General features: G+C 38.0%; 23 protein-coding genes. 17 read left to right on the forward strand and 6 right to left on the reverse strand.

Annotated elements, in window-relative coordinates:
• Positions 1–138 precede the first annotated feature (138 nt).
• The 6 genes from JGE69_RS05090 to JGE69_RS05115 all read left to right on the forward strand — a co-directional run bounded on the left by JGE69_RS05090 (position 139) and on the right by JGE69_RS05115 (position 5,494).
• The gene (locus tag JGE69_RS05090; protein ID WP_081309813.1) at positions 139–492 is read left to right on the forward strand and encodes a hypothetical protein; all 354 of its coding nucleotides are present in this window, start codon (positions 139–141) and stop codon (positions 490–492) included.
• 102 nt (positions 493–594) lie between these two features.
• Positions 595–930 (forward strand): hypothetical protein, encoded by a 336-nt coding sequence (locus JGE69_RS05095; protein WP_227602367.1) that lies wholly within the window; start codon positions 595–597, stop codon positions 928–930.
• Between the two features lie 127 nt (positions 931–1,057).
• On the forward strand, positions 1,058–1,474 hold the full coding sequence (locus JGE69_RS05100) for a hypothetical protein (RefSeq protein ID WP_151283150.1): 417 nt from the start codon (positions 1,058–1,060) through the stop codon (positions 1,472–1,474).
• Positions 1,475–1,939: 465 nt separating this feature from the next.
• A complete protein-coding gene (locus JGE69_RS05105) occupies positions 1,940–3,361 on the forward strand; it encodes a GntP family permease (protein ID WP_199112515.1) in 1,422 nt (473 codons plus the stop codon).
• 33 nt (positions 3,362–3,394) lie between these two features.
• Positions 3,395–4,180 (forward strand): 3-hydroxybutyrate dehydrogenase, encoded by a 786-nt coding sequence (locus JGE69_RS05110; RefSeq protein WP_133480398.1) that lies wholly within the window; start codon positions 3,395–3,397, stop codon positions 4,178–4,180.
• A gap of 327 nt (positions 4,181–4,507) precedes the next feature.
• On the forward strand, positions 4,508–5,494 hold the full coding sequence (locus JGE69_RS05115; RefSeq protein WP_069036033.1) for an AraC family transcriptional regulator: 987 nt from the start codon (positions 4,508–4,510) through the stop codon (positions 5,492–5,494).
• Between the two features lie 69 nt (positions 5,495–5,563).
• On the opposite strand, the gene JGE69_RS05120 is transcribed toward JGE69_RS05115, so the two are convergent.
• Positions 5,564–6,907, reverse strand: coding sequence for an MFS transporter (locus tag JGE69_RS05120; RefSeq protein ID WP_199112517.1), 1,344 nt, complete (start codon positions 6,905–6,907; stop codon positions 5,564–5,566).
• A gap of 16 nt (positions 6,908–6,923) precedes the next feature.
• On the reverse strand, positions 6,924–8,135 hold the full coding sequence (locus JGE69_RS05125) for an OprD family outer membrane porin (RefSeq protein ID WP_413784470.1): 1,212 nt from the start codon (positions 8,133–8,135) through the stop codon (positions 6,924–6,926).
• 367 nt (positions 8,136–8,502) lie between these two features.
• Here JGE69_RS05125 and JGE69_RS05130 point away from each other — a divergent pair, with 367 nt between their 5' ends.
• The 5 genes from JGE69_RS05130 to JGE69_RS05150 are packed head-to-tail and all read left to right on the forward strand — an operon-like array spanning position 8,503 to position 13,393.
• Positions 8,503–9,753: a dienelactone hydrolase family protein gene (locus tag JGE69_RS05130; protein WP_199112521.1), complete on the forward strand. Its 1,251-nt coding sequence runs from the start codon at positions 8,503–8,505 to the stop codon at positions 9,751–9,753.
• Positions 9,754–9,765: 12 nt separating this feature from the next.
• Positions 9,766–10,551 (forward strand): SDR family oxidoreductase, encoded by a 786-nt coding sequence (locus JGE69_RS05135; RefSeq protein ID WP_199112523.1) that lies wholly within the window; start codon positions 9,766–9,768, stop codon positions 10,549–10,551.
• 43 nt (positions 10,552–10,594) lie between these two features.
• Complete coding sequence (locus JGE69_RS05140) at positions 10,595–11,833, forward strand: styrene monooxygenase/indole monooxygenase family protein (RefSeq protein ID WP_199112525.1); 1,239 nt, start codon at positions 10,595–10,597, stop codon at positions 11,831–11,833.
• Between the two features lie 28 nt (positions 11,834–11,861).
• Positions 11,862–12,392: a flavin reductase family protein gene (locus tag JGE69_RS05145; RefSeq protein WP_016654099.1), complete on the forward strand. Its 531-nt coding sequence runs from the start codon at positions 11,862–11,864 to the stop codon at positions 12,390–12,392.
• Positions 12,393–12,445: 53 nt separating this feature from the next.
• Entirely contained in the window at positions 12,446–13,393 is a 948-nt protein-coding gene (locus JGE69_RS05150; protein WP_199112527.1) for a transporter, read from the forward strand.
• A 57-nt stretch (positions 13,394–13,450) separates the two neighbouring features.
• On the opposite strand, the gene JGE69_RS05155 is transcribed toward JGE69_RS05150, so the two are convergent.
• The 4 genes from JGE69_RS05155 to antA all read right to left on the reverse strand — a co-directional run bounded on the left by JGE69_RS05155 (position 13,451) and on the right by antA (position 17,908).
• The gene (locus tag JGE69_RS05155) at positions 13,451–14,509 is read right to left on the reverse strand and encodes an AraC family transcriptional regulator (protein ID WP_199112529.1); all 1,059 of its coding nucleotides are present in this window, start codon (positions 14,507–14,509) and stop codon (positions 13,451–13,453) included.
• 449 nt (positions 14,510–14,958) lie between these two features.
• Positions 14,959–15,993: an anthranilate 1,2-dioxygenase electron transfer component AntC gene (gene antC, locus JGE69_RS05160; protein ID WP_086395106.1), complete on the reverse strand. Its 1,035-nt coding sequence runs from the start codon at positions 15,991–15,993 to the stop codon at positions 14,959–14,961.
• A 5-nt stretch (positions 15,994–15,998) separates the two neighbouring features.
• A complete protein-coding gene (gene antB / locus JGE69_RS05165) occupies positions 15,999–16,490 on the reverse strand; it encodes an anthranilate 1,2-dioxygenase small subunit (RefSeq protein WP_199112531.1) in 492 nt (163 codons plus the stop codon).
• A 2-nt stretch (positions 16,491–16,492) separates the two neighbouring features.
• Entirely contained in the window at positions 16,493–17,908 is a 1,416-nt protein-coding gene (antA, locus tag JGE69_RS05170) for an anthranilate 1,2-dioxygenase large subunit (protein ID WP_000204410.1), read from the reverse strand.
• Positions 17,909–18,129: 221 nt separating this feature from the next.
• On the opposite strand from antA, the gene JGE69_RS05175 reads away from it, so the two are divergent.
• The 6 genes from JGE69_RS05175 to JGE69_RS05200 all read left to right on the forward strand — a co-directional run bounded on the left by JGE69_RS05175 (position 18,130) and on the right by JGE69_RS05200 (position 22,910).
• Positions 18,130–18,480, forward strand: coding sequence for a winged helix-turn-helix domain-containing protein (locus tag JGE69_RS05175; protein WP_014206717.1), 351 nt, complete (start codon positions 18,130–18,132; stop codon positions 18,478–18,480).
• Between the two features lie 470 nt (positions 18,481–18,950).
• Positions 18,951–19,736, forward strand: a complete 786-nt coding sequence (gene modA / locus JGE69_RS05180) for a molybdate ABC transporter substrate-binding protein (RefSeq protein ID WP_199112533.1) — start codon at positions 18,951–18,953, stop codon at positions 19,734–19,736.
• A complete protein-coding gene (gene modB / locus JGE69_RS05185; RefSeq protein ID WP_199112535.1) occupies positions 19,733–20,425 on the forward strand; it encodes a molybdate ABC transporter permease subunit in 693 nt (230 codons plus the stop codon). Before modA ends, modB begins: the two co-directional genes overlap by 4 nt.
• Positions 20,426–20,429: 4 nt before the next feature.
• Positions 20,430–21,050, forward strand: coding sequence for an ATP-binding cassette domain-containing protein (locus JGE69_RS05190; RefSeq protein WP_199112536.1), 621 nt, complete (start codon positions 20,430–20,432; stop codon positions 21,048–21,050).
• A 359-nt stretch (positions 21,051–21,409) separates the two neighbouring features.
• Positions 21,410–22,180 carry an SDR family oxidoreductase gene (locus JGE69_RS05195; protein WP_068611467.1) on the forward strand — a complete coding sequence of 257 codons (771 nt, stop codon included), beginning with the start codon at positions 21,410–21,412 and terminating at the stop codon, positions 22,178–22,180.
• 67 nt (positions 22,181–22,247) lie between these two features.
• Positions 22,248–22,910, forward strand: a complete 663-nt coding sequence (locus tag JGE69_RS05200) for an isochorismatase family protein (protein WP_199112538.1) — start codon at positions 22,248–22,250, stop codon at positions 22,908–22,910.
• Positions 22,911–22,960: the final 50 nt, after the last annotated feature.

The raw sequence follows: 22,960 nt of genomic DNA on the forward strand, positions 1-22,960 counted from the left end.
CCTTTATAAATTTAATGAAATTATATGGCTACAACTACCCATAGCACACTTTATATTTCTCGTCCAAGCAATTACGAGGGAGATGGAACTGACGATAAAGAAGAATTCATTGAGACATGTAATATTCATTTTAAAGATCTGTTTAATGATCAAAAATCCATCTCTACGCTTTCTAAAACTGAAAAAAAGTATTTTGATAAATGTGTTTCAGCTTCAAATGATAAATATACTGCTGAAGAGGTTATTTATGATCTTGGAGTTGGTTTTGCGATACTAATTGTTTTGCTGGGTATAGGCTGGGGATTCTATGAGGCGAAAAAATCTTTAAATACTCCAATGATAATTAATCCCAAGGAAAATCCTGAGAATGATGCCAATGGAGATCATATTTCTGACGGAATTATCATAGTCTTTATTTCCGTAATTATTGCTGCATTTATTTATCTCATTTTTAGTTTTGTTTCTGGAATATGGATATCGATTAAATATTAAAGTTTCGAACAAGGTGGATACGGAACCAAAATGTATGAGGACATTCAAATTGTAATATTAATTTATAGATATAATTTCAACTCCACTTCGGTGTTTTTTAGTGTGAGCAATTTAGGAATTAAGTTGATAAGTACAGATTATATCCCTTTATGGCACTATCGCCATTTCAGCATGTGCAGTAAACGCTGGCTAGAAGTCAAAAAGAGAGACTTCACGGGGGCCAAAGGAGTTGATCAAAAAGCAATCTCTCTTTCTATGCCAATAGATGGCAAATTTAGAGTTGGACTTTACTTTAATCAGGTTAGTAAACAAATAGGGTATATCATCAACGGCACAAATTATGGATATCTTCATTTAATTGCTGAAAATGCTCTTAAAAATCCAAATCCTAATTATAAATTTTTAGGTAAAACTGTTTCAGTTCAGTACTGTATTTAACTTTAATTTAACACTAACTAAGTTTTTACTCTTACTACTAAAATATCATTAAATTTTAAGACACCTTTTGATGGTTTTTCGTTTTCTAAGCTGTTAAATTTTACACATTATTAAAATGGATAATTTCATGAAAAACATTATTTTTTTAGGAATAGTTCTCAGCTTAATTGGGTGTTCAACAGCTCCAGTTGCTTCAAATACAGCCAAGCCAGTACCTAATGAGAGAGTATACAATCAGAACTATCTAAAGAAACACAGTCCTGAACAAGCAAAAGTTACTTTTTTAAGAGATAAAGGTTTTTTAGGATCTGGCTGTAGCCATGATATGTATGTTAATAACGAAAAAGTATTCTCAATTCGTTCAAATGAAATAGCTACGATTTATCTTGAGCCCAAATATTATATTTTTAGATTAGAAACAGGTGGTGGGATGTGCCCAAATATTGCCACTTCTCAAGAAACGGAAGTCAAACCAGATGCGGAGATAGAATATCGAATCTTACTTCCATCTGACTTTAATTTAAGACTAACTCGAATGAAATAAAAGCGTAAGAGCTTGTGCCTAAGGCAGTTGAGTAATATTAAATTTTAATTGAACCCACTCATCATTAAGTGGGTTTTTTATTACTTATAAAAATTACTGCTTTTAGCTAAGAAAATATTTATCAGACTATTTTAAAAAACATATTATTTAATTGTCTTTATTAAATAATGTAGAAATATTAATTTAATTTACTCAATAATTAATAAGTTTTATAAAATAATAATATTTTTTAATTAATTAAATTTTACCAGTAGACTAACTTAAATATTTGTATTTTATGTATATTTTAAAATTTAAATAAATTGCATTGTTTTTAAATATTTTAGTGATATTTTATTTTTAAGCTAATTTACCTATTACCATTCATAGATATTGTGATTTTTATCATTATAGGTTTGGGATAACCTAAATATCTTTTGGTAATTTTATTGAACCTAATATCTATTCTTTAGGGAGAAAGAATATATGTGGGAATTATTTGTAATTCTACTTTCACTTGGGCTGTTAATGTATACAGCTTACAAGGGCTTTTCTGTCATTCTCATGGCACCAATTTGTGCCTTACTTGCTGTTTTACTCATTAACCCAGCCAATGTCTTACCATTTTATTCCGGTGTATTTATGCCCAAAATGGTGAACTTTATTAAAGATTACTTTCTTGTGTTTTTGCTCGGGGCAATTTTCGGTAAAGTTGTTGAAATGTCAGGAATTGCTGAGTCTATTGCACGAACCATTGTGAGATGGATTGGAGCAAAAAAAGCAATTTTAACCGTTGTATTGTTAGGTGCAATTTTAACATATAGCGGTGTAAGTTTATTTGTTGCTGTATTTGCCATTTATCCTTTTGCAAACCAGCTTTTTAGACAAGCAAACATTCCCAAACGTTTAATTCCAGGAACTATCGCACTCGGTGCATTTACATTTACCATGGATGCTTTGCCTGGTACACCACAAATCCAGAACGTAATTCCAACCACATTCTTTGGCACTAATATTTATGCCGCACCATTTCTAGGAATTATCGGTGCAATTTTTGTTCTATGCATGGGTTTGGCTTACTTGGAATGGCGTCGCCGTGCAGCTGTAAAAGCTGGTGAGGGCTACTCTGGTTTTGGTGTAGACAATACGCCGTCTCAAGAAATTGAAGCCGATATTAACTTGCAAAATAATGGAAGTACGGCGCGTCAGTTTTTAGCGTTTGTACCACTTATTCTTGTTGCAGTAATGAACAAATATTTGTCTAAAGCAATCAAAGAATGGTATCCAAATGGCTTTGATTTTGCCGCTGTCGGTCTAGCGGATTACACCGTTGATGTTGCAAAAACCGGTGCAATCTGGGCGGTGGGCCTTGCGCTTATTGTCGGGATTATTTCTGCAATTTTATTTGATTATCAGCGTGTAGTGACGAACTTCAAAGAAGGTATTAATACCAGTATTGGTGGCTCACTTTTAGCGGTGATGAATACAGCTTCTGAGTATGGTTTCGGTGCAATCATTGCGTCATTACCAGGCTTTGCTCTGATTAGCCATGCAATGAGCAGTACCTTTACAAATCCTTTAGTGAATGGGGCTGTGACCACAACCGTTTTAGCAGGTATTACTGGTTCCGCTTCTGGTGGTATGAGTATCGCTTTAAGTGCGATGGCTGAACAATATAACGCCGCGATTTTAGCTGCGGGCATTCCACCAGAAGTCATGCACCGTGTGGTTGCAATGGCATCGGGTGGTATGGATACCTTACCGCATAATGGTGCTGTTATCACTTTACTCGCTGTTACGGGTTTAACCCATAAACAGTCATATAAAGATATTTTTGCAGTTACGGTAATTAAAACGGTAGCGGTATTTGTGGTGATTACGGTCTTTACCGTAACGGGTATTGTTTAAGTCAGCACGTTATAAGTATTAAGGAGTAAATAAATGACGAAACTTTTAGACGGTAAGGTCGCTTTTATTACAGGTTCTGCAAGTGGTATCGGTCTAGAGATTGCTAAGAAATTTGCTCAAGAAGGTGCCAAAGTTGTTATTTCTGATATGAATGCTGAAAAGTGTCAAGAAACGGCGAACTCACTTAAAGAGCAAGGTTTTGATGCATTATCTGCACCATGTGATGTGACCGATGAAGATGCTTATAAACAAGCCATTGAGCTCACTCAAAAGACCTTTGGTACAGTTGATATCTTAATTAATAATGCTGGTTTCCAGCATGTTGCGCCTATTGAAGAGTTTCCAACTGCTGTTTTTCAAAAGTTAGTTCAAGTCATGTTAACGGGGGCATTTATTGGTATTAAACATGTTCTTCCAATTATGAAAGCTCAAAAATATGGCCGTATTATTAATATGGCTTCAATTAATGGCTTGATTGGTTTCGCTGGAAAGGCAGGTTATAACAGTGCTAAACACGGCGTAATTGGCCTAACAAAAGTTGCAGCTTTGGAATGTGCACGTGATGGTATTACGGTAAATGCTTTATGTCCGGGGTATGTAGATACACCATTGGTCCGTGGTCAAATTGCAGATTTGGCTAAAACCCGTAATGTGAGTTTAGACAGCGCACTTGAAGATGTAATTTTGGCAATGGTTCCTCAAAAGCGTTTGCTATCTGTTGAAGAAATTGCTGACTATGCGATTTTCCTTGCGAGTAGCAAAGCAGGTGGGGTAACAGGCCAAGCTGTTGTTATGGATGGTGGTTACACCACCCAATAATTTAAGTATTTTATAAAAGCCGCTTATTTAAAATAGGCGGTTTTTTATTCGTTAAAAATTTACGATAGTCTCCTGTTCAAAATAATGATTTATCTCTACTCTATTTGCTTATAAAAAATCTAATAAAATAAATTCGTTAAGGTATGAAATTATACTTTAAAGGTATTTAACTTATTTCTATTTTTAAAATTTAATAGAGTATGAGAAAGTAATCTTTACTCTCTTTCTTGATTCGATATTTTTCAGGAAAACTCGTCAATTAAAGGATATTAATTGGCATACAAGTTGCTTTTTAAGCAATAAGTTATTTAGCTAGGTGAAAAGGATATGATATCACTCAGCCAACAGATGGAACTCAATCATTATTCACGCAAAGCTGAATTTGCGCAGAATTTGATGTCCACAATTTGTGGTGAACACCGTCTAGACACAATTTACAAAGACACTCTCGATTTTCACTATGACGGAATGCGTTTGCCTAATAAAAAAATGGCGATCGGTACAATCAGTTATGGTGCAAACGTTGCCATCAACATCTCAAATTTAAAAGCGTATAGCATTAGTTTGCCGATACAAGGTCGACAAGCTCTTAATATTCGTGGCGCTCATTATCAATCTGATGAAAACAGGGGCCTTATTGTTTCTAATAACGATCAGCAAGATTTGATTATCGATAAAGATTGCAGAAAGTTTCAGGTGGTTATTCCTGAGCGAAGTATGCAGATTGTTCTTGCAGATCTACTGAATAAACCTATAGAAGCTCCCATTATTTTTAATCCTGAAATGCACTTAGACTCTGAGCAACTTATTGGTGCGTGGTGGAAAAATATTCAGAATTTTTTACAGCTAAAATCGCAATATAGTAATTTTTATGGTTTGCAGATGTTATCTGAAGACTATGAAAATTTTGTAATTAAAGCGTTATTGTTGTCTCAAGAAAACAACTATTCTGAAGCTTTAAAGTCACTTTCACATCAGGATGAGCCAGCTTATATCCGTAAGGTTCGTAATTTTATTATTGAACATGCACATGAAGAAATCTGTGCAGAAGACTTGCAGCGTCTGGCTGGGGTTTCAAAATCAAAATTGTATGATGAATTTCAACAATACTATGGCACCAGTCCAATGTCATATTTAAAAAAATATCGCCTCCAACAAATTTACAAGATCCTGAGCACAACAGGTGCAGATAGAAAGGTTTCTATTTCAAAGCTTGCCTATGACTGGGGCTTTAACCATTTAAGTCGTTTTTCTCAAGAATATCGTGAAGAGTTTGGTGAAAATCCAAGTGAGACCAAAGGCAAAATTTTCTGATATTTAATTTTCCCATTAAAAAAACTGATTTAGTTGCCTAAATCAGTTTTTTTATTTATCGATTGATATTTATAGACTTTCTTCTAGCTTTAACACTTGTTTGTTTTTAGATTTCTCATAAATCACTTTCAGGCTAAGTGCAATAAATGAGATGAAGGTTGGTAGTGCGAGAATAAAGAAAATACCGCTTAAGCTTAAGTTAAAAGTGAAAATGAGCGAGCCAAAGAAAGCGCCTAAAATTGCACCGATACGACCAATACCATGCATCCATGAAACACCAACTGCACGACACACTGCTGGATAGAACATAGCTGCAAGTGGCAGTAATGAAGATTGAGCGCCTGCGAGTAATGCACCAATTAAGAAAATAGTAAAACCTAATAATAAAATATTTGAGCTTACTAGACCTGCAACAATGAATAGGCCGAAGGCAATCAGATATGAATATTTAATGACTGTGGTTGGATTCAGCTTATCCATGTACCATCCCATAATGGTTGCGCCAATCACACCACCAAAAGGGAAAATCGCAGCAATTAAACTAAACTGTTGAGTACTAAAACCTGCTGTTTTTAAAATCGTTGGCATCCAGCTTGTTAAAAGATAGAACACCAAAAGACTGGTAAAGCAGCAAAGCCAAAGCATGCTTGAACCCCACAGATATTTTCCTAGAACCACTTTAACTGGATTTTCATCTGAAGCAGTTTCAGCCTGAGTTAAAACGAGTTTTACCGGCTCTTGAAAAGAATGACCTTGAATATTTTCTAAAATACGCTGTGCTTTGTCTTGTTGATGACGTGTGATTAAGTATTGAGTTGATTCAGGTAATTTAAACAACAAAGCAACCACTAAAATTAAGGGAATGCTTCCACCAATAATAATTACTTTTGCCCAGCCATAGCTTTCTAATAGATAAGCTGACAACACACCGCCACAAGAAATACCCAGCATAAAACCACAGCCAGCAAGGCCTGTAAGGAATGCTTTACGTTTTACGGGCATATATTCAGAGACAATCGTACTGATGTTTGGCATGGCTGCGCCTAAACCAACACCTGTAATAAAGCGATAAATCATTAAGTCTTGGGTTGAATTGGCAAAGCCACACAAAATGGTAAATATTGAGAACAAAAGACTTGTAAAAACAATCACACCTTTACGGCCAAATTTATCGGACAAAGGCCCAGAAATGATTGCACCGATCGACATACCGACTAAAGCAGCACTTAAAACTGGAGCAAGCTGAGGCTTGGTAATTCCCCAATCATCGAGCAATGCTGGAGCAACAAAACCAATAATTCCTGTATCTAGACCATCACAGAAGAAGACAAAAAAGCCTAGGATAAAAACCATCCACTGTAATGGAGACAGTTTTTCGCGATTGATAATCGTGTTTGCATCTATCGTTTTCATATGTATTCCTTATTCATTAAAATTTTTTGCTGTAATTGACGAAGAAACGGTTTTCTGAGAAATCATTTCCATGCTTAACGTCGTAATTGATGAAGATGTACTGAAGAGCTAAACCTTTGAGAAAAGGCTGTTGAAGGGCATAATTGACAATAACGTTTGCTTCACTTTCTTTGTTTTTTAAGCCATCTGCTGTTTTGAAGTGATCGCCGTATACATACTTCAAAGTGGTATTTAGGCCCGGCACATGATCTTTAAAGTCATAGCCATAAATGAAGTGATAAGACTTTTCATCTTGTTTGAAGAAACCAGTCGTATTCCAGTTAATGAAATAAGTTTCAGGCAAGAAACCATCAGGTAGTGGGTAGGCAGACTCGCCAATAATTTGTTGATAACCCACACCAAAGCTGTGATTTTTTATTTTGAGCGTTTCTAATAAACCTACATTTTGCGCATCGATGTCAAAAAGGTGTCCATTATCTTTGGCATTGAAATATTTGAATTTTGAATTAACTGAAAAATTAGCGTTTTTCCATAGGTGGTCAATGCCGACATAATGTTTGTTATATAAATCCTCCATATTTCCAAAGTAATATTCACCCTTCAATGTAGGCGTAAATTGATAACGAAGATCTATATAATTAAGTCCATCGGAGTAGCCAATCACACCTTTTGAAGTAAAAGAAAATCTGTGAAAGTCTTCTTCATTTCGCGGAGATACTTTTTCAATACGGCCAATTTCAGCAAAAAGTTTGTCGTTTAGCTGGCTCTTAAGATTAGTTCCCCAATAAGACGTCAGGAGTTGTCGACTTGCATCTACAGTGGTTACGGGTAAATCCAGCCATAATTCACCAATGCTGAGTAGCGTTTTGTTATAGCCTAACTTTAAGGTCGCTCCATATTTTAGATAATCAGGTGCTTGGGACTGCGTGGTTTTATCAAAAGGCAATACCGTATCTGCAACATGTTTATCTTGGCTTAAACGAACCGCATATTGTGCTGAAGCATTTGCGCCAATTTGAATTGGGGTTCCACCAATTTCTAACGGCGTATCATGCATATTTGAGTTGTAAAATAGAGAAACTGATTGTGACCAGCTACCTGTGTCCTTTACATCTGGGTTGTCATAGTTTCTGTCTATATATGCATTTTTTGATGTAAATTTCCATTCTTCATCCGCTGAATAAGCCTGAGTAGAAAATGCACTACAACATAAAATATTGATGAGCATTAACGTTTTTTGTTGTCCATAAATTGGCCATGGTCGATGCATAAATAAACGCCTTAATTTAGAAAATGACTGGGCTTTTTTTATGTAATCAAACGAATTACATGACTTGATTGAACTATTTTTAGCCAATTGTCACTATCCAATAAGTCCTAATCTTCATCCATTTTTTCCAAATTAGATAAAAAGCATTCATTTCATCTTTAATTTAAGGTTTTGAAATATAGGTGTTTCTTTGTTTTTAATTTTTTATCCAGTTTGATTGATTTTGATAATTGCGCAGAGATTGGATAGTGCTTGCAGCTTTTGGACAGTCTAAAAAAAAATTTGGATAGAAGATAAAGCCATAACAATGTCAGGAGTTGACACTATGGCAGGTCAAACCATTCAAATTAAAACTGCATCTGGAAAGCAGTTCAGTGCGTATTTAGCGACACCAGAAACAGGAAAAGGACCTGGAGTGGTGCTTTGTCAGGAAATCTTTGGAGTGAATGCCGCCATGCGGGAAAAAGCGGATTTTCTTGCGGAAGAAGGCTATACCGTTTTAGTTCCTGATTTATTTTGGCGTGTAGCACCTAATATTGAACTGAGTTATACACCAGAAGCTTTTCAAAAAGCTTTTGAACTTTATCAGCAATATGATGAAAACCTAGGTGTTGAAGATATTCAAGACAGCTTATCTTTTTTAAAGACTCGACCAGAATGTGACACTTCTACAGGCCTCGGCGTGGTGGGCTATTGTTTAGGTGGAAAGCTTGCTTATCTAGCAGGCTGCCGACTTTCTGACGTGGCATGTGCCGTAGGTTATTACGGTGTAGGAATCGAAAAAGCATTAGATGAGTTAGCTAACGTAAAAGGGCGTTTGGTTTTACATATTGCAGAACTAGACCAATTTACACCGTCAGATGCGAGACAAGCGATTGTCGATGCAGCTAACCAATATTCAAATGTACAAGCCTATGTTTACGAAGGTGTTGATCATGCTTTTGCACGACCAAAAAGCAATCATTACCACAAACCTTCAGCACGCTTTGCTCACGAGCGTACAGTAACCGCTCTACATGAAACCATTGGGCCGAGATATGACTTAGTTGCCTTATGGGAAGAGCATATACGCCATGAGTTCGATACACGTGACGTACCAGCAACCATGGCAACGATGGTCGCAGAACCTTATGTCAATCATATTCCAACCTTAACTGGTGGTGTAGGCCAAAGCCAGCTTGCCCGTTTTTATCAATATCACTTTGTTCATCAAAATCCGAAAGATATGAAGATTACCTCGATCTCTCGTACAGTTGGCTCAACGCAAGTGGTGGACGAATTCATTATGAGCTTTACCCACGACGCTGAAATTGACTGGTTATTACCAGGTGTAAAACCGACTGATAAATACGTCGAAATTCCAATGTTAGGTGTAATTCAGTTCAGAGGTTCAAAGCTGTGTCATGAACATATTTATTGGGACCAAGCGTCGGTACTCGTTCAAATTGGTTTATTAGACCCAACAGGCTTACCCGTTGCAGGTGTAGAGACCGCGCGAAAACTTCTTGATGAAGATCTTCCTTCAAATATGTTGATGCCGTCTTGGTCAAGTAGTGAAGGCAAGCCAGTCAATTAAGGAGTATCTGTAATGAATATAGATTTAAAAGGAAAAGTCGCTGTGGTGAGCGGCGGCGCAACACTCATTGGTAAAGCTGTTGTACAAGCTTTGGTATGTGCAGGTGCTCATGTCGCTATCTTAGATATTGATGCCAAAGGCAAGGCAATTTCAGAAAGCTTTAACCATGATGTGATGTTTATTCAAACCGATTTAACCAGCGATGCAGCTATCCACCAAGCCGTGGCGGATATTCACCAACATTTAGGTGAAGTGAGTTACTTGGTCAATCTGGCATGTACCTACTTAGATGATGGTTTTAAATCTTCACGTCAGGACTGGTTACAAGCACTCGATATTAATTTGGTCTCCACAGTTGAGCTGAGCCGTGCTTTATACACTGACCTAAAAAAGCAGCAAGGTTCAATCGTTAATTTTACTTCAATCTCGGCCAAAGTGGCACAAACAGGGCGCTGGTTATATCCAGTGTCTAAAGCCGCGATACGTCAACTCACACAAAGCATGGCAATGGATTTTGCTGCCGGTGGTATTCGCGTCAATTCAGTTTCTCCCGGTTGGACATGGTCTCGTGTCATTGCAGAAGTCAGTGGTAATAACCGTGAAAAGGCCGATAGCGTGGCAGCCGATTACCACTTGCTAGGCCGATTGGGCCATCCCGAAGAAGTCGCCAATGTTGTTTTGTTTTTATTGTCACCTGCTGCGAGCTTTGTCACCGGAGCAGATTACGCAGTCGACGGTGGCTATTCAGTGATGGGCCCTGAAGGATCACAGCCTGCTATTCCACGCTTAGCCGAATAGCACAGCGTTTTAAAAGTACATTTAGAAAATTATGGAGAATATTATGCGCCGTATTGCAATTGTTGGAGCAGGACAGTCTGGTTTACAGCTTGGTTTGGGGTTATTAGATACAGGTTATGACGTGACCATGATCACCAATCGAACTGCCGACGAAATCCGTCAAGGTAAAGTCATGTCAAGCCAGTGTATGTTTCATACCGCTTTACAAACTGAACGTGACTTGGGACTAAATTTCTGGGAAGAACAATGTCCAGCAGTAGAAGGCATTGGGCTAGCTTTAGTTAACCCTGAAAATGGCGGTAAAGCATTTGAATGGAGTGCTCGTCTTGAGCGCTACGCTCAATCAGTCGATCAACGCGTCAAAATGCCATATTGGATGGAAGAATTTGAACGCCGTGGCGGTCGATTGGTGATTCAGGATGTTGGTATAGAAGAGTTAGAACAACTCGCAAACGACTACGAACTTGTCTTACTCGCGGCTGGTAAAGGTGAAGTTGTTAAACAGTTTGAGCGTGATGATGCACGCAGTGTTTTTGATAAACCTCAGCGCGCTTTGGCTTTGACCTATGTCAAAAATATGAAGCCAATTTCACCATACTCTCGTGTGACTTTTAACATTATTCCCGAAGTCGGTGAGTACTTTTCATTTCCAGCACTTACCGTGAATGGGCCTTGCGACATTATGGTCTTTGAAGGTATTCCAAATGGGCCAATGGACTGTTGGCAAGATGTCAAAACACCTGAACAGCATCTGCAATGTAGTTTGGATTTGCTCAAAAAATTTGTGCCTTGGGAATATGAACGTTGTACAAATGTTGAGCTAACCGATGCAGGCGGATATTTGGCAGGGCGTTTCCCGCCGACAGTACGCAAACCAATTTTGACATTACCGTCTGGCAAGCAAATTTTTGGTATGGCAGATGCCTTGGTGGTCAATGATCCAATTACTGGTCAAGGCTCAAACAACGCTGCTAAGTGTAGCAAAATCTATTTCGATGCCATTTTAGCCAATGATAATCAAAGATTTAGCGAACAATGGATGGCTCAAACTTTTGAACGTTATTGGGCTTATGCAGAAAAAGTCGTGGCTTGGACTAATAGTTTGTTAGTACCACCGCAGCCACATGTTGTTGAACTATTAGCAGCCGCAAGCCAAAACCAGAGCATTGCTTCGATTATGGCCAATAACTTTGATGACCCACGCGCATTTGCTCCTTGGTGGTTTGATGCAGATCAGGCTCAGGCATTCTTGGCTTCAAAAACCGCAGCAAAAGTAGCTTAAGGGCAAAACAGCAAAGGGAGAATTAAAAATGGACACAATTGAAACTTTAGCTTTACAAGCGATTAATGCTGAAAACCCAAGAGAAATCCGTAATTTGCTTGGACAGTTTGCAACTGGCGTTACCGTGATTACAACTCGTGGTAAAGATGGTCGAAAAATAGGAATGACAGCCAATTCATTTTCGTCGCTGTCTTTAGACCCACCATTAATTTTGTGGAGTCTATCAAAAACAGCGCCAAGTTTGCCTGATTTTGTAGAAGCTGAATATTTTGCCATTCACATGTTGGCACAGGAGCATCATCAACTTTCTGGACATTTTGCTCGGGGTGCTGAAGATAAATTTGCAGGTATTGCCCATCAACAATGCAATGCAGGTGTTCCAATTTTATCAGATGCACTCGCAACCTTGGTTTGCCGCAATGTAAATCAGTATGAGGGTGGAGATCACCTGATTTTTATTGGTCAGATTGAACAATACCAACAACGCCAAGGTGAACCATTGGTATTCCACGCAGGAAAGTATCGGATTGCCGCAGAGCATCCAGAATTAGCACATTAATTCACCACAATCACGATCAATCCGGTCGTGATTTTTTTATAGGAAATAAAAAGATGAAAAGCACTTTAATTAAGCATGGATTTTTAGCAGGGACATTGTTGGGTTTGCCATTAGTTTCTCATGCCTATGATTTACCGACCGTAAACTTAGGTATGACCAGCTTTCTCGATGGCGGTTTACCCGCAGGGCCTGGCTGGTATGCTCAAACTTACTTTCAAAATTACGATAGTAATAAACTGGTCGATGCCAATGGACAAAAATTAGGTTTACCTAAAACAGATTTAAATTATCAAGTACTGGTTGAACAGATTAGTTATTTATCGAATGTCCGAGTAAAAGATAAAGCCAGTTTAGGTATAAATTTTTTAATTCCTTTTGTTAGCAAAATGGACATGGATGATGGCTTGAATAATGCTGCTATTAAGGCCCAAAGTGGCTTTGGGGACATTATGATTGGACCTTTTATTCAGTTCGATCCAGTCATGGGTGCACAAGGACCGAAGTTTGTACATCGTTTTGAGTTTCAGGTGAATTTACCTACTGGCGAATACGATCGGCAAAAAGATATTAACCCTAGTAATAACGCTGTTTCATTTGACCCTTATTGGGCTGCAACGTATTGGTTTAATCCTAAATGGACTGCATCCACACGTATCCATTATCTCTATAACTTTAAGAATAATGACCCAAGCTATGCTTTTGTTGGAGCAAATGATATGCAGGCAGGGCAAGCAATTCATGCAAACTTTGCAACGGACTATGCTATTACTGAACAGTTTCGCTTAGGACTGAATGGTTATTGGCTAAAACAAGTCACTGATACCGAAGTCGATGGTGAAAAAGTCAAAGGTCGACGTGAACAAGTTTGGGCAATTGGTCCTGGTGCGATGTACAGTTTTTCTAAAAATGATCACTTGGTTGCAAATGCATATTTTGAGCAAGATGCTGAAAACCGGCCAGAGGGAACACGACTACAAGTTCGTTATGTCCATCATTTTTAAATCATAAAAAAAGCCTTTTATATCAATCAATATAAAAGGCTTTCGTCTATTTTAAACTTAAGAAAAAATTGAAGTAATTAAGCCTGAACCTTCACTGTGACCAGAACGGCGAGTAGAAGAAGGTAACTCACCATAACGGCGTTTATATTCTTGAGAAAAACGACCTAAGTGAGTAAATCCCCATTTAAATGCAACGTCAGTAACCGACAGATTTTCATTATGCATCAGCTCTAAATGAGCTTGTTCAAAGCGTAATTCTTTTAAATAAGACATTGGGGTGGTTCCCAAATAATTTTTAAAACCAGTAAATAGAGTTCTTACGCTCACGCCTGCATGTTCAGCTAAAATCTCGACATTAAGCGGCTCATGTAAATGTTCTTTAATATAGGCTTCTGTGCGCTTCACGAAATAAGGAGAGACTGTTTTGTCTTTATGCTGATCTATTTTATGTAATGCGTTATTGGGTTGACCATAAATGAGGGCATTAAACAAATTTGACTCAAATTGTTTAAAGGCTAAAGGATGATGGAGCGGGTGTTGATCACATGCCAAAGCATCCATCAATGTTCTAACGAGCTGTAAAAAATAGGCTCCACTTTGTGTGGAAAAGTCTAATTTAGGGTCAAAAATGAGTAAGTTGTTTTCTGAATCGGCAATGTGTTGACGGCAATGGTAAGTAAAATCATCCTTTGAAACTTTTAGAATGAGCTGTGGTGAGTTTGCATGCCAGCGCATACGTAAAGATTGCTGAGGAGAAATAAGAGAAGCAACTTGAGAATAAGAAATAAACTTTTGTGAACCAAACTCGATTTCTGCGTAGCCTTGAGTTGGAATTTGAATTAGGTAAAAGCTATCAAGGTGATCTGGTTCAATAATGACATCCGCACCATATTCCAAGCGACTAATAGACAATGCGCCTGTTTTAACATGGTGCATGGTTGCACTGAAATCTCGCTTCTGCTGAGAGATTTTAAGATCATGCGGTTTAAAAATTTGCCCGACATTTCGGCAAGTTTCGCTTAAATCGTGGTGATCAAACACCAGATTACGATTGGTAAAGATAGACTCATTTTGAAAATGACGCCCACTGAGTTCTGGGGAGTTGGCTTGGTTCATATTTATCCCTTTTGGCTCACTCCTGTATTTACTTGTATTGCAAAAGCCTTAAAACTTCGCTGCACAGCAAGTAAATACGGCACTTAAAAAATTAAGTTACTCGCAAATTACAATGAGATATAAGCAAAATACAGACCAATTTAACCGCTAATTAATGTGATTTTCTCAAATTTTTACGTCGGATTTTGTCCATCAATTTAATACATTTGAGAAATAGAATAAGGGGATATAAAAGGTGCTATAAGTTAATCTCATCATGATCTTATTCCTTAAGATCTATCAAAATTTATAGCAAATCCGAGTGAGCTGGTCAATTTATTTTGTCGGAATTAACTATTTTATATTATTGATATATAAAAACTTTTAATTTAAATGCAAAAATTCAATATACCCCTTATAAGAGTATATTGAATGATTTCAGGTTTAGTGGTTTTTAAATTATTTATACTTCAACGTGATGTATTGCTCTGTAAAAACTTCTCGCTGTAAATACGATAGTTTTGCAAAGCTTGCTCATCTAACCAATTTTTAACGGCTTCAATCATTGGTGGTGGGCCACATAAATACATATCAAAAGCCTGCTCGGCCAGTTGATCTTTATTTAAGTGCTCATGGATATAGCCTGCTTTACCTTGCCAAGCTTCCGTTGCCTTAGTCACAATCGGGTGATAACTAAAGTTGGGTAGCTGTTCTGCATAGGCATGTAAACGCTGTTGTTCACACAAGTCGGTTTCACTATTTACGCCATAGTACAACTGAACTGCAGGTGAGTTAGGTTGATCAACTAAGTTATCAAGCATTCCCAAGAAAGCTGATAAACCAGTTCCACCTGCCACAAAAACCAGTGGTCGCTCTACTTCACGTAAATAAAAACTACCAAGCGGCGCTTCAATAAGTAGGCTTTGTCCAACCTGACAACGATCACGTAGGTAATTACTCATCACACCATCTGGCAAGAGACGAATTAAAAATTGCAATTGATTGGTTGCATTTGGTCTATTTGCAAAAGAATAAGAACGCCAATCTTCAGTATCTGGAATTTGCAAACGAGCATATTGACCCGGTAAAAACTGAAGTTGTTCAGTATGACTGCTTGCATCAAGATGTAAGATTGCTGTTGTTTCAGAAACCAGCTCAACCGCTGTCACTTTGGTTTCAATTTTTAAAGTATCACCAGCGTTACAAATAGCAGAATCATGATCGAAATAAAAAGCTGCATCTGATTTCACACGCGTCTGGCAAGCTAACATTTTACGCTCAGCCAAATCACGTTCACTTAATGCATCTTCATCAACATATTCTTGTTCATAAATACCGGTTTCACACTGACCCTGACAGGTACCACAAACACCTTCACGACAGTCTAGCGGTAGGTTAATTCCTTGGCGAACTGCTGCATCAAGCAACAATTCGTCGTTATTTACCGAAATGAAAAAGGTTTTGCCATCGGCAAAGTTAAGTGCAACTGAATGTCCCATTTTCATTCCCCTTAAACGTGATAGAAGTCTAAAACGGAATCAATTTTGTCATTCAGCAAAATGCTGTGCTGACGACGAATGCGGAAACCATCTGCTGTTTGACGTAAAAGATAAGTAGCATGTCCGTAAAAACAGCCTTCTAAACCTTGACGGTTATAAAGCGTTTGCCATGCAACTTTTGCTTCAATTAATCCATCTTCCAGTGTTTTAACTCGAATGTTATTCATGCTGTGCAAAGTACGTGGTAACGGCGTTGCAGATGCTGCTTTACCTGTACGAATACGGAATACACGGTCTTCGAGTCCAGTACGGTCCGCATAATAAATATAAGACAAACCCTGATTTGGATCTTGAACATAGTTATGGTCATCAATCCACTGTGGAATATGATATTCACTATCTTCATCGTAAAGATCTAGGTAGGCATCCCAGTCATAAGCATCGCAAAGCTCTGCCTTTTTGTACAAAAACTGAGATACAGCAAAATTTAGTTCTTGTGACATGGTTACACCTCATCCATTACGGCATTGTTTTCAAAAGTAATATCCTGCATTTTCAATGCTTTCTTGTTTAAGCCGTCGAGCATTAGACGTTGCCAATGTCCATGCTGGTTTACATAGAGTCCTTCATGGGTAAATTCACGGCCAGTAATAACGGGTTGAATGCCTAAATCTTGTGAGTTTTTGGTCGCGCCATATTCCCAAGATTGACAACCACGCGAAATATCGCTCCAACGTTCAAGACGTGCTTGGAAACCTTTTTGCTGTTCACGGAATTCAACTAAATCGTCTGGTGTACCAAGGCCTGATACGTTAAAGAAATCTTCAAACTGGCGAATACGATTACGGCGTGCTTCAGCAGACTCACCCTTAACCCCAATACACTGGCTAATGACTTCAGTTTTGTTCCATGCCACAGGGCGAACAATACGAAGCTGAGAGCTAATCTGGTCCATAAAAAATAGGCTAGGGTACAAGTTCAAGTTTCTTAAACGGTGCATTGCCCATTCAGCATATTTGTCGCCATATTTTTCGACCATATATGGCATAACTGTGCTGTAGCCCGGACGAACTGTCGGATTTGGCATGTCACTAAACAATACGCTATGGCCATTCTTAAAACTAAACCAGCCATCGTCAGTTTCTGAGTCACCGGCACCCAACTTGCTATAGTCAAGCGTGTCGAGCTCGGCACCTTTTGATGCATTGACTTGCTGGCGGTGTTGGACTGTAGAGACGTAGTTATAATGAACAGTACTGACATGGTAGCCATCTAGACCATTTTCATTTTGTAGCTTCCAGTTACCTGCAAAGGTATAAGATGACTTGCCTTGTAATACTTCGAGTTCACCTGTTGGCGACTGGTTTACCATTAAATCAAGGAACAGTTTTGCATCGCCCAAAAAGTCTTCTAGTGAATCTGTTGCTTGTGTATCAAGGCTCACAAATACAAATCCACGATAGCTGGCAATACGGCCTTGTTTTAAACCACGGCTTGATTTATCAAAGTCTTCACAGTACTCGCTAGGCGCTTTTACTTTAACCAAACGGCCATCTGACTTGTAGCACCAAGCATGGAACGGACAAGTAAATGTAGATTGGTTGCCTTTAGCAACCCGTGTTAAAGTCGCACCGCGGTGTTCACAAGCATTGACCATGGCATGTAGTTCGCCTTTACCATCACGGCTCACAATAATCGGCTGACGGCCAATTTGAACGGTCAGGAAATCATGATTGTTTGGAATCTCACTTTCGTGACATGCGTAAATCCAAACCTTTTCAAAAATAAGTTCCATTTCCAAGTCAAATAGTTCAGGCTCGGTAAACATATTACGTGCAATACGAAACACGCCATCGTTAGGACGGAAGTCGATACATCCATCTATAAAATCATTCCATTGTTTTAAATTAGATGAGGTCATTGCTCAATCCTCCAATCAATCAGCTTTTAACTGATTGAACCGCGATTAGGCCTTAGCCTCTATCCGTTTTTTCCAGATCTTTATCCACTTTGTGCAGTTTTGATTTTTTGATCGAACTCTTTTTAGGAAAGAGTATAGATTTAAAAATTCTATGTGTTTTAACCTATCAAAGTTCCTTATAATGTTAAGGAGCATAAAATGAAATTTTGTGAACTAAGTCTATGAAAGAACAAAACTTAAAATTACAAATTAGAATTCTTTTAGAGCAAAATATTGCATTTGGTCCGGGTAAGGCAGACTTACTTGAAGCAATTGAGAGAACTGGTTCGATCTCACAAGCCGCAAAATCTATGAATATGAGCTACCGCCGTGCATGGCAGTTGGTCGACACCATGAATCAGTGCTTTGAAACAGCTTTAGTGGAAACACAAACGGGCGGAACACATGGTGGTGGGGCAGCCGTTACAGCTTTGGGCCAGAAAGTCTTAGAGCATTACCGCCAAATGGAAATCAATGCTCGACAAGCCTTAGAACATGATTATCAAATTATGAGTAGCTATTTAAAAGGTTAAGATAAAAGATTGTTTAGGTATGAAATCTTTTAATTTGGTATAGCTTTTGCTTAATTCAAATTACGTGCTGAAAAAGCACTGCTGCAATTTCAGTTACACAGACAATGGCGTCTATTCTGCACTATCGTAAAAGATGGTTTGGGATAGGCGTTTTTTTATTGCGTATCTAAAAAGTAGCTGGCATAAACGACTGATCTTTATGGTTATCTCTATGTGTTTTTTGGCATAGGGATAACCATAAAACCAATTAAATTATTCACTAAAGTTTAAAAGAAAATAAGTTTTATATAGTGTTCTTAAATGGTTAGTTCTCACTACCGAGTGCACCAAAATGAAGTTCTAAATACAAATTGCGCTATTTACCTTCATTCTGATCATCTATATTTGACGAATTATACTTTTCATAATCTTTATGTAGCGCTATATTCTTGGGTATATATCGCTGCAAAAACGACAAAAAGGTAAAAATAATGGTAAGTGATACGAAGATAAAAAAATTGGCTTTAGCTTGTTCAATGCTCAGCATAGGATTGGTCTTTAATGTTCCCGCTAAGGCTGAATCGGTTACCGTTTATGCAGCAGCGAGCTTAACGAATGCAATTAACGATTTAAAAAAAATTTATGAAAAACAGAATAAAGTAGAAGTTAAAACTTCGTATGCTGGTTCATCAACCTTAGCTAAACAAATTGAAGCTGGAGCACCAGCTGATATTTTTATTTCAGCAGATACCCAGTGGATGGATTATCTACAAAACAAAAAACGAGTTGCAGCAAATGACCGTATAAATTTACTAGGCAACCGTTTGGTTCTAATTATCCCTAAAGGGCAGTCACTAAATATAAAACTAGATAAAACAACCAATCCCAATAAAATATTTACAGGTAAGATTTGTACAGGGGATACCAAAAGTGTGCCTGTAGGCAAATATGCTAAACAAGCTTTTACCAATTTAGGTTGGTGGAGTCGTATTGAGCCAAAATTAGTCGAAACAGAAGATGTTCGAGCTGCATTAAACTTTGTTGCACGTGGTGAATGTCAGGTTGGGATTGTTTATGCAACCGATGCAGCAATTAGCAAAGACGTGAAAGTAGCTGGTGTATTTCCGCAAAATACACATTCACCAATTATTTATCCTGTAGGGTTGATTAAAAAGAACTCAAACTCAGCAAAGTTCTATCAATTTTTACAAAGCAACCAAGCCAAAGCAGTCTTTAAAAAATATGGCTTTAGTGTGTTGGCTTCAGTTAAACCATGATGCTTTCTTTAACTCCAGAAGAACTCAGCGTTCTGCAACTTTCTTGTAAGGTTGCAGCAAGTTGTCTTGTGGTCAGTATTATTCCTGCAATTTGTGTGGGATGGTTTTTGGCACGTAAAGAGTTTTGGGGTAAGTCATTTATTGAAACATTGGTGTTTTTACCTTTAGTGCTACCACCAGTTGTACCTGGTTATTTGCTTTTACAAGTTTTTGGCAGTCGCGGCATTATTGGGCAATATTTGGCACCGATTGGAATTGATTTTGCATTTAACTGGAAAGGCGCTGTTCTTGCTTCGGCAGTGATGGGTTTTCCGCTTTTGGTGCAATCTATTCGACTAGCAATTGAATTGGTCGATCAGCGTTTAGAAATGGCAGCAAAGACATTAGGAGCTTCATCTTTAGGGGCATTTTTTCATGTCACTTTACCTCTTGCCAGCAGTGGCATTTTAGTTGGTGCTATTTTATGTTTTTGCCGTAGTTTAGGTGAGTTTGGTGCGACCATTACCTTCGTGGGTAATATTTCAAATGAAACACGGACTTTGCCTTTAGCTATGTATAGCTTAATGCAACAACCAGATACAGAGGCCGCTATTCAACGGCTTATTGTTTTATCGTTAAGCGTGGCTTTTCTGGCATTATGGTTTGCGCAGTGGTTTCATCGTTATCAAAAGAAGCGTTTAGGGCGGTAAAATTATGTTGATTGATTGCCATTTTGAGCTACAAATGGGTCAATTTCATATTGAACCTAGTTTCCAGTCAGATGCTTCTGTTATTGGCTTATTCGGTGCATCGGGTTCAGGTAAAACATCGATTTTACATGCCATTGCTGGCCTGAACACTCCGCGTAGTGGGCTCATTAAAATACAGGACCAAACATGGTTTGATTCAGATCAAAAAATTAACTTGAGTACCCAAAAGCGGCATGTTGGATTGGTTTTTCAAGATGCTCAGCTTTTTCCGCATAAAACGGTAAAGCAAAACTTATTATTTGGTCTTAAGCGTCTATCCCAACAAGAACGTCACTTCGAAGCAGATTACATTATTGAGTTATTAAAGTTAGGGCACTTATTACAACGCATGCCCATTAAACTCTCAGGAGGGGAAAAACAGCGCGTAGCACTGGGTCGAGCATTGTTATATTCACCTAAGCTGTTACTGCTTGATGAGCCTTTATCGGCACTAGATAAGAATCATAAAGCTGAAATTATTCCTTTTTTTCAGAAAGTAAAAGAGGAAATAAAAATTCCGATGATTTATGTGAGTCATGATATTCAAGAAATTAAACAACTGACCGAAACAATGTGGATTTTATAATTTTTCATTTTTTATACGCATTTCCGAACTTACGAGAGTCGGAGTTATAGAGAACTCATTCTGAGCCTGCGGGAGATTGAACCCTAAAAAGTTACTGGGTTTGATAAACCATAAACCTGATTTTAGCCGAATAAACCAAAACCTGCCTTATTGAAAATGATTATTAATAATAAAATATTTCTGACCTTATAATTTAATAAAACACATATAAAACAACAATTTAATTTAAAATTTTAAGCTAAAGCTCATTTGCCTTAGATCATAAATTAATCTTTTATCTCAATTTGCTCTTGATAAGAATGATAATTATTTGCAATTATATTTATAGATTTCTTTATAATATAAATTGGAGTATCCACATGCGCTCTACCATCGTGGTCACAGGTGCTGCAAGAGGGATAGGAGCGGCTATTGCCAAGCAACTACTAGATCAGGGCTATCATGTTATTGGTATTGACCGACAAGAAAATCCTAAACAATGGGATATCAGCAAAACAATAACGCCAGATCAAACTTCACAATGGCAAGGCATCTCACAAGACATTACCCATCAACAAGAAACACAAACTTTAATTTCAGAGCTTTTAGAAAGATACGAAATTACGGGGTTAGTAAATGCAGCAGGAGTATTAATTATGCGCTCCATGCTTGAAGCCAAAACGGAAGATTGGGAAACACTTTTTGCGGTCAATGTCATGGCACCTATCGCGATCAGCCAACAAGTTGCTAAACATTTTTGTGCAAAAAGGCGGGGTAGCATTGTCACTATTAGTTCAAATAGTGCGCGTATGCCGCGTATGCAACTTGGTATGTACGCCACCACTAAGGCTGCACTGAGTCATTTTTGTCGCAATCTGGCACTTGAAATTGCACCTTATCAAGTCAGGCTAAATATTGTTTCACCTGGATCTACTCTCACTCAAATGCAGCAACAACTCTGGACTGATAATACACCTCCACCTGCAGTAATTGATGGTGATTTGAGTCAGTACCGAACAGGTATTCCCTTAAGAAAACTCGCGCAACCAGATGATATTGCCAATACCGTGAGCTTTTTACTTTCGGACCGAGCGGCCCAAATTACGATGCAAGAAATAGTGGTAGATGGTGGAGCTACACTTGGGGTCTAAAGATTACTTCAGCACAACAACCATCTGAAATTAAAAATATTTTGAAAGATATAAAAGGAAAATACTAATGAGTATTCCAAAGATTGCAAGTTATAGTATGCCCCAAGCCCATGAATTTACTCCCAACAAAACAAATTGGTTATTGAATACCAATCGAGCTGTTTTATTGGTTCATGATATGCAGCAATATTTTTTAGATTTCTATGACTTAACTCAAGAACCTATTCCAGAGTTAATTAAAAACACCAAAGCATTAATTGATGCTGCTCATCAATCTAATATTCCCGTTGTTTATACAGCACAACCGGGTAATCAATCACCTGAACATCGACAGTTATTAACTGATTTTTGGGGACCTGGTTTAAAGAACGAGCCGAGCTTTACGCAGATTTTGCCAAAAATTTCACCTCAAAAAAATGATACGGTGCTTACCAAGTGGAGATATAGTGTTTTTAAATTTTCACCTCTCGAACAACTCATGCGGGAGTCTGGTCGCGATCAACTAATTATTTGTGGGGTATATGCACATATTGGTTGTCTTATGAGTGCTGCTGAAGCTTTTATGCTAAATATCCAACCATTCTTATGTGGTGATGCACTAGCTGACTTTAGCCGCGAAGAGCACGATATGGCATTAAAATATGCTAGTACACGATGCGCTCAAGTCATGACAACACAACAAGTGATTCATGCATGGATGCAAGAACAAGATGTACCATCCTTAGCATAATAGTCATTTAACTTATTCTATTTAAAATATAAAAAGCAGATCATCGATCT

It is taken from the genome of Acinetobacter sp. C13, assembly GCF_016809775.1.
GTDB classification, from domain to species: domain Bacteria; phylum Pseudomonadota; class Gammaproteobacteria; order Pseudomonadales; family Moraxellaceae; genus Acinetobacter; species Acinetobacter pittii.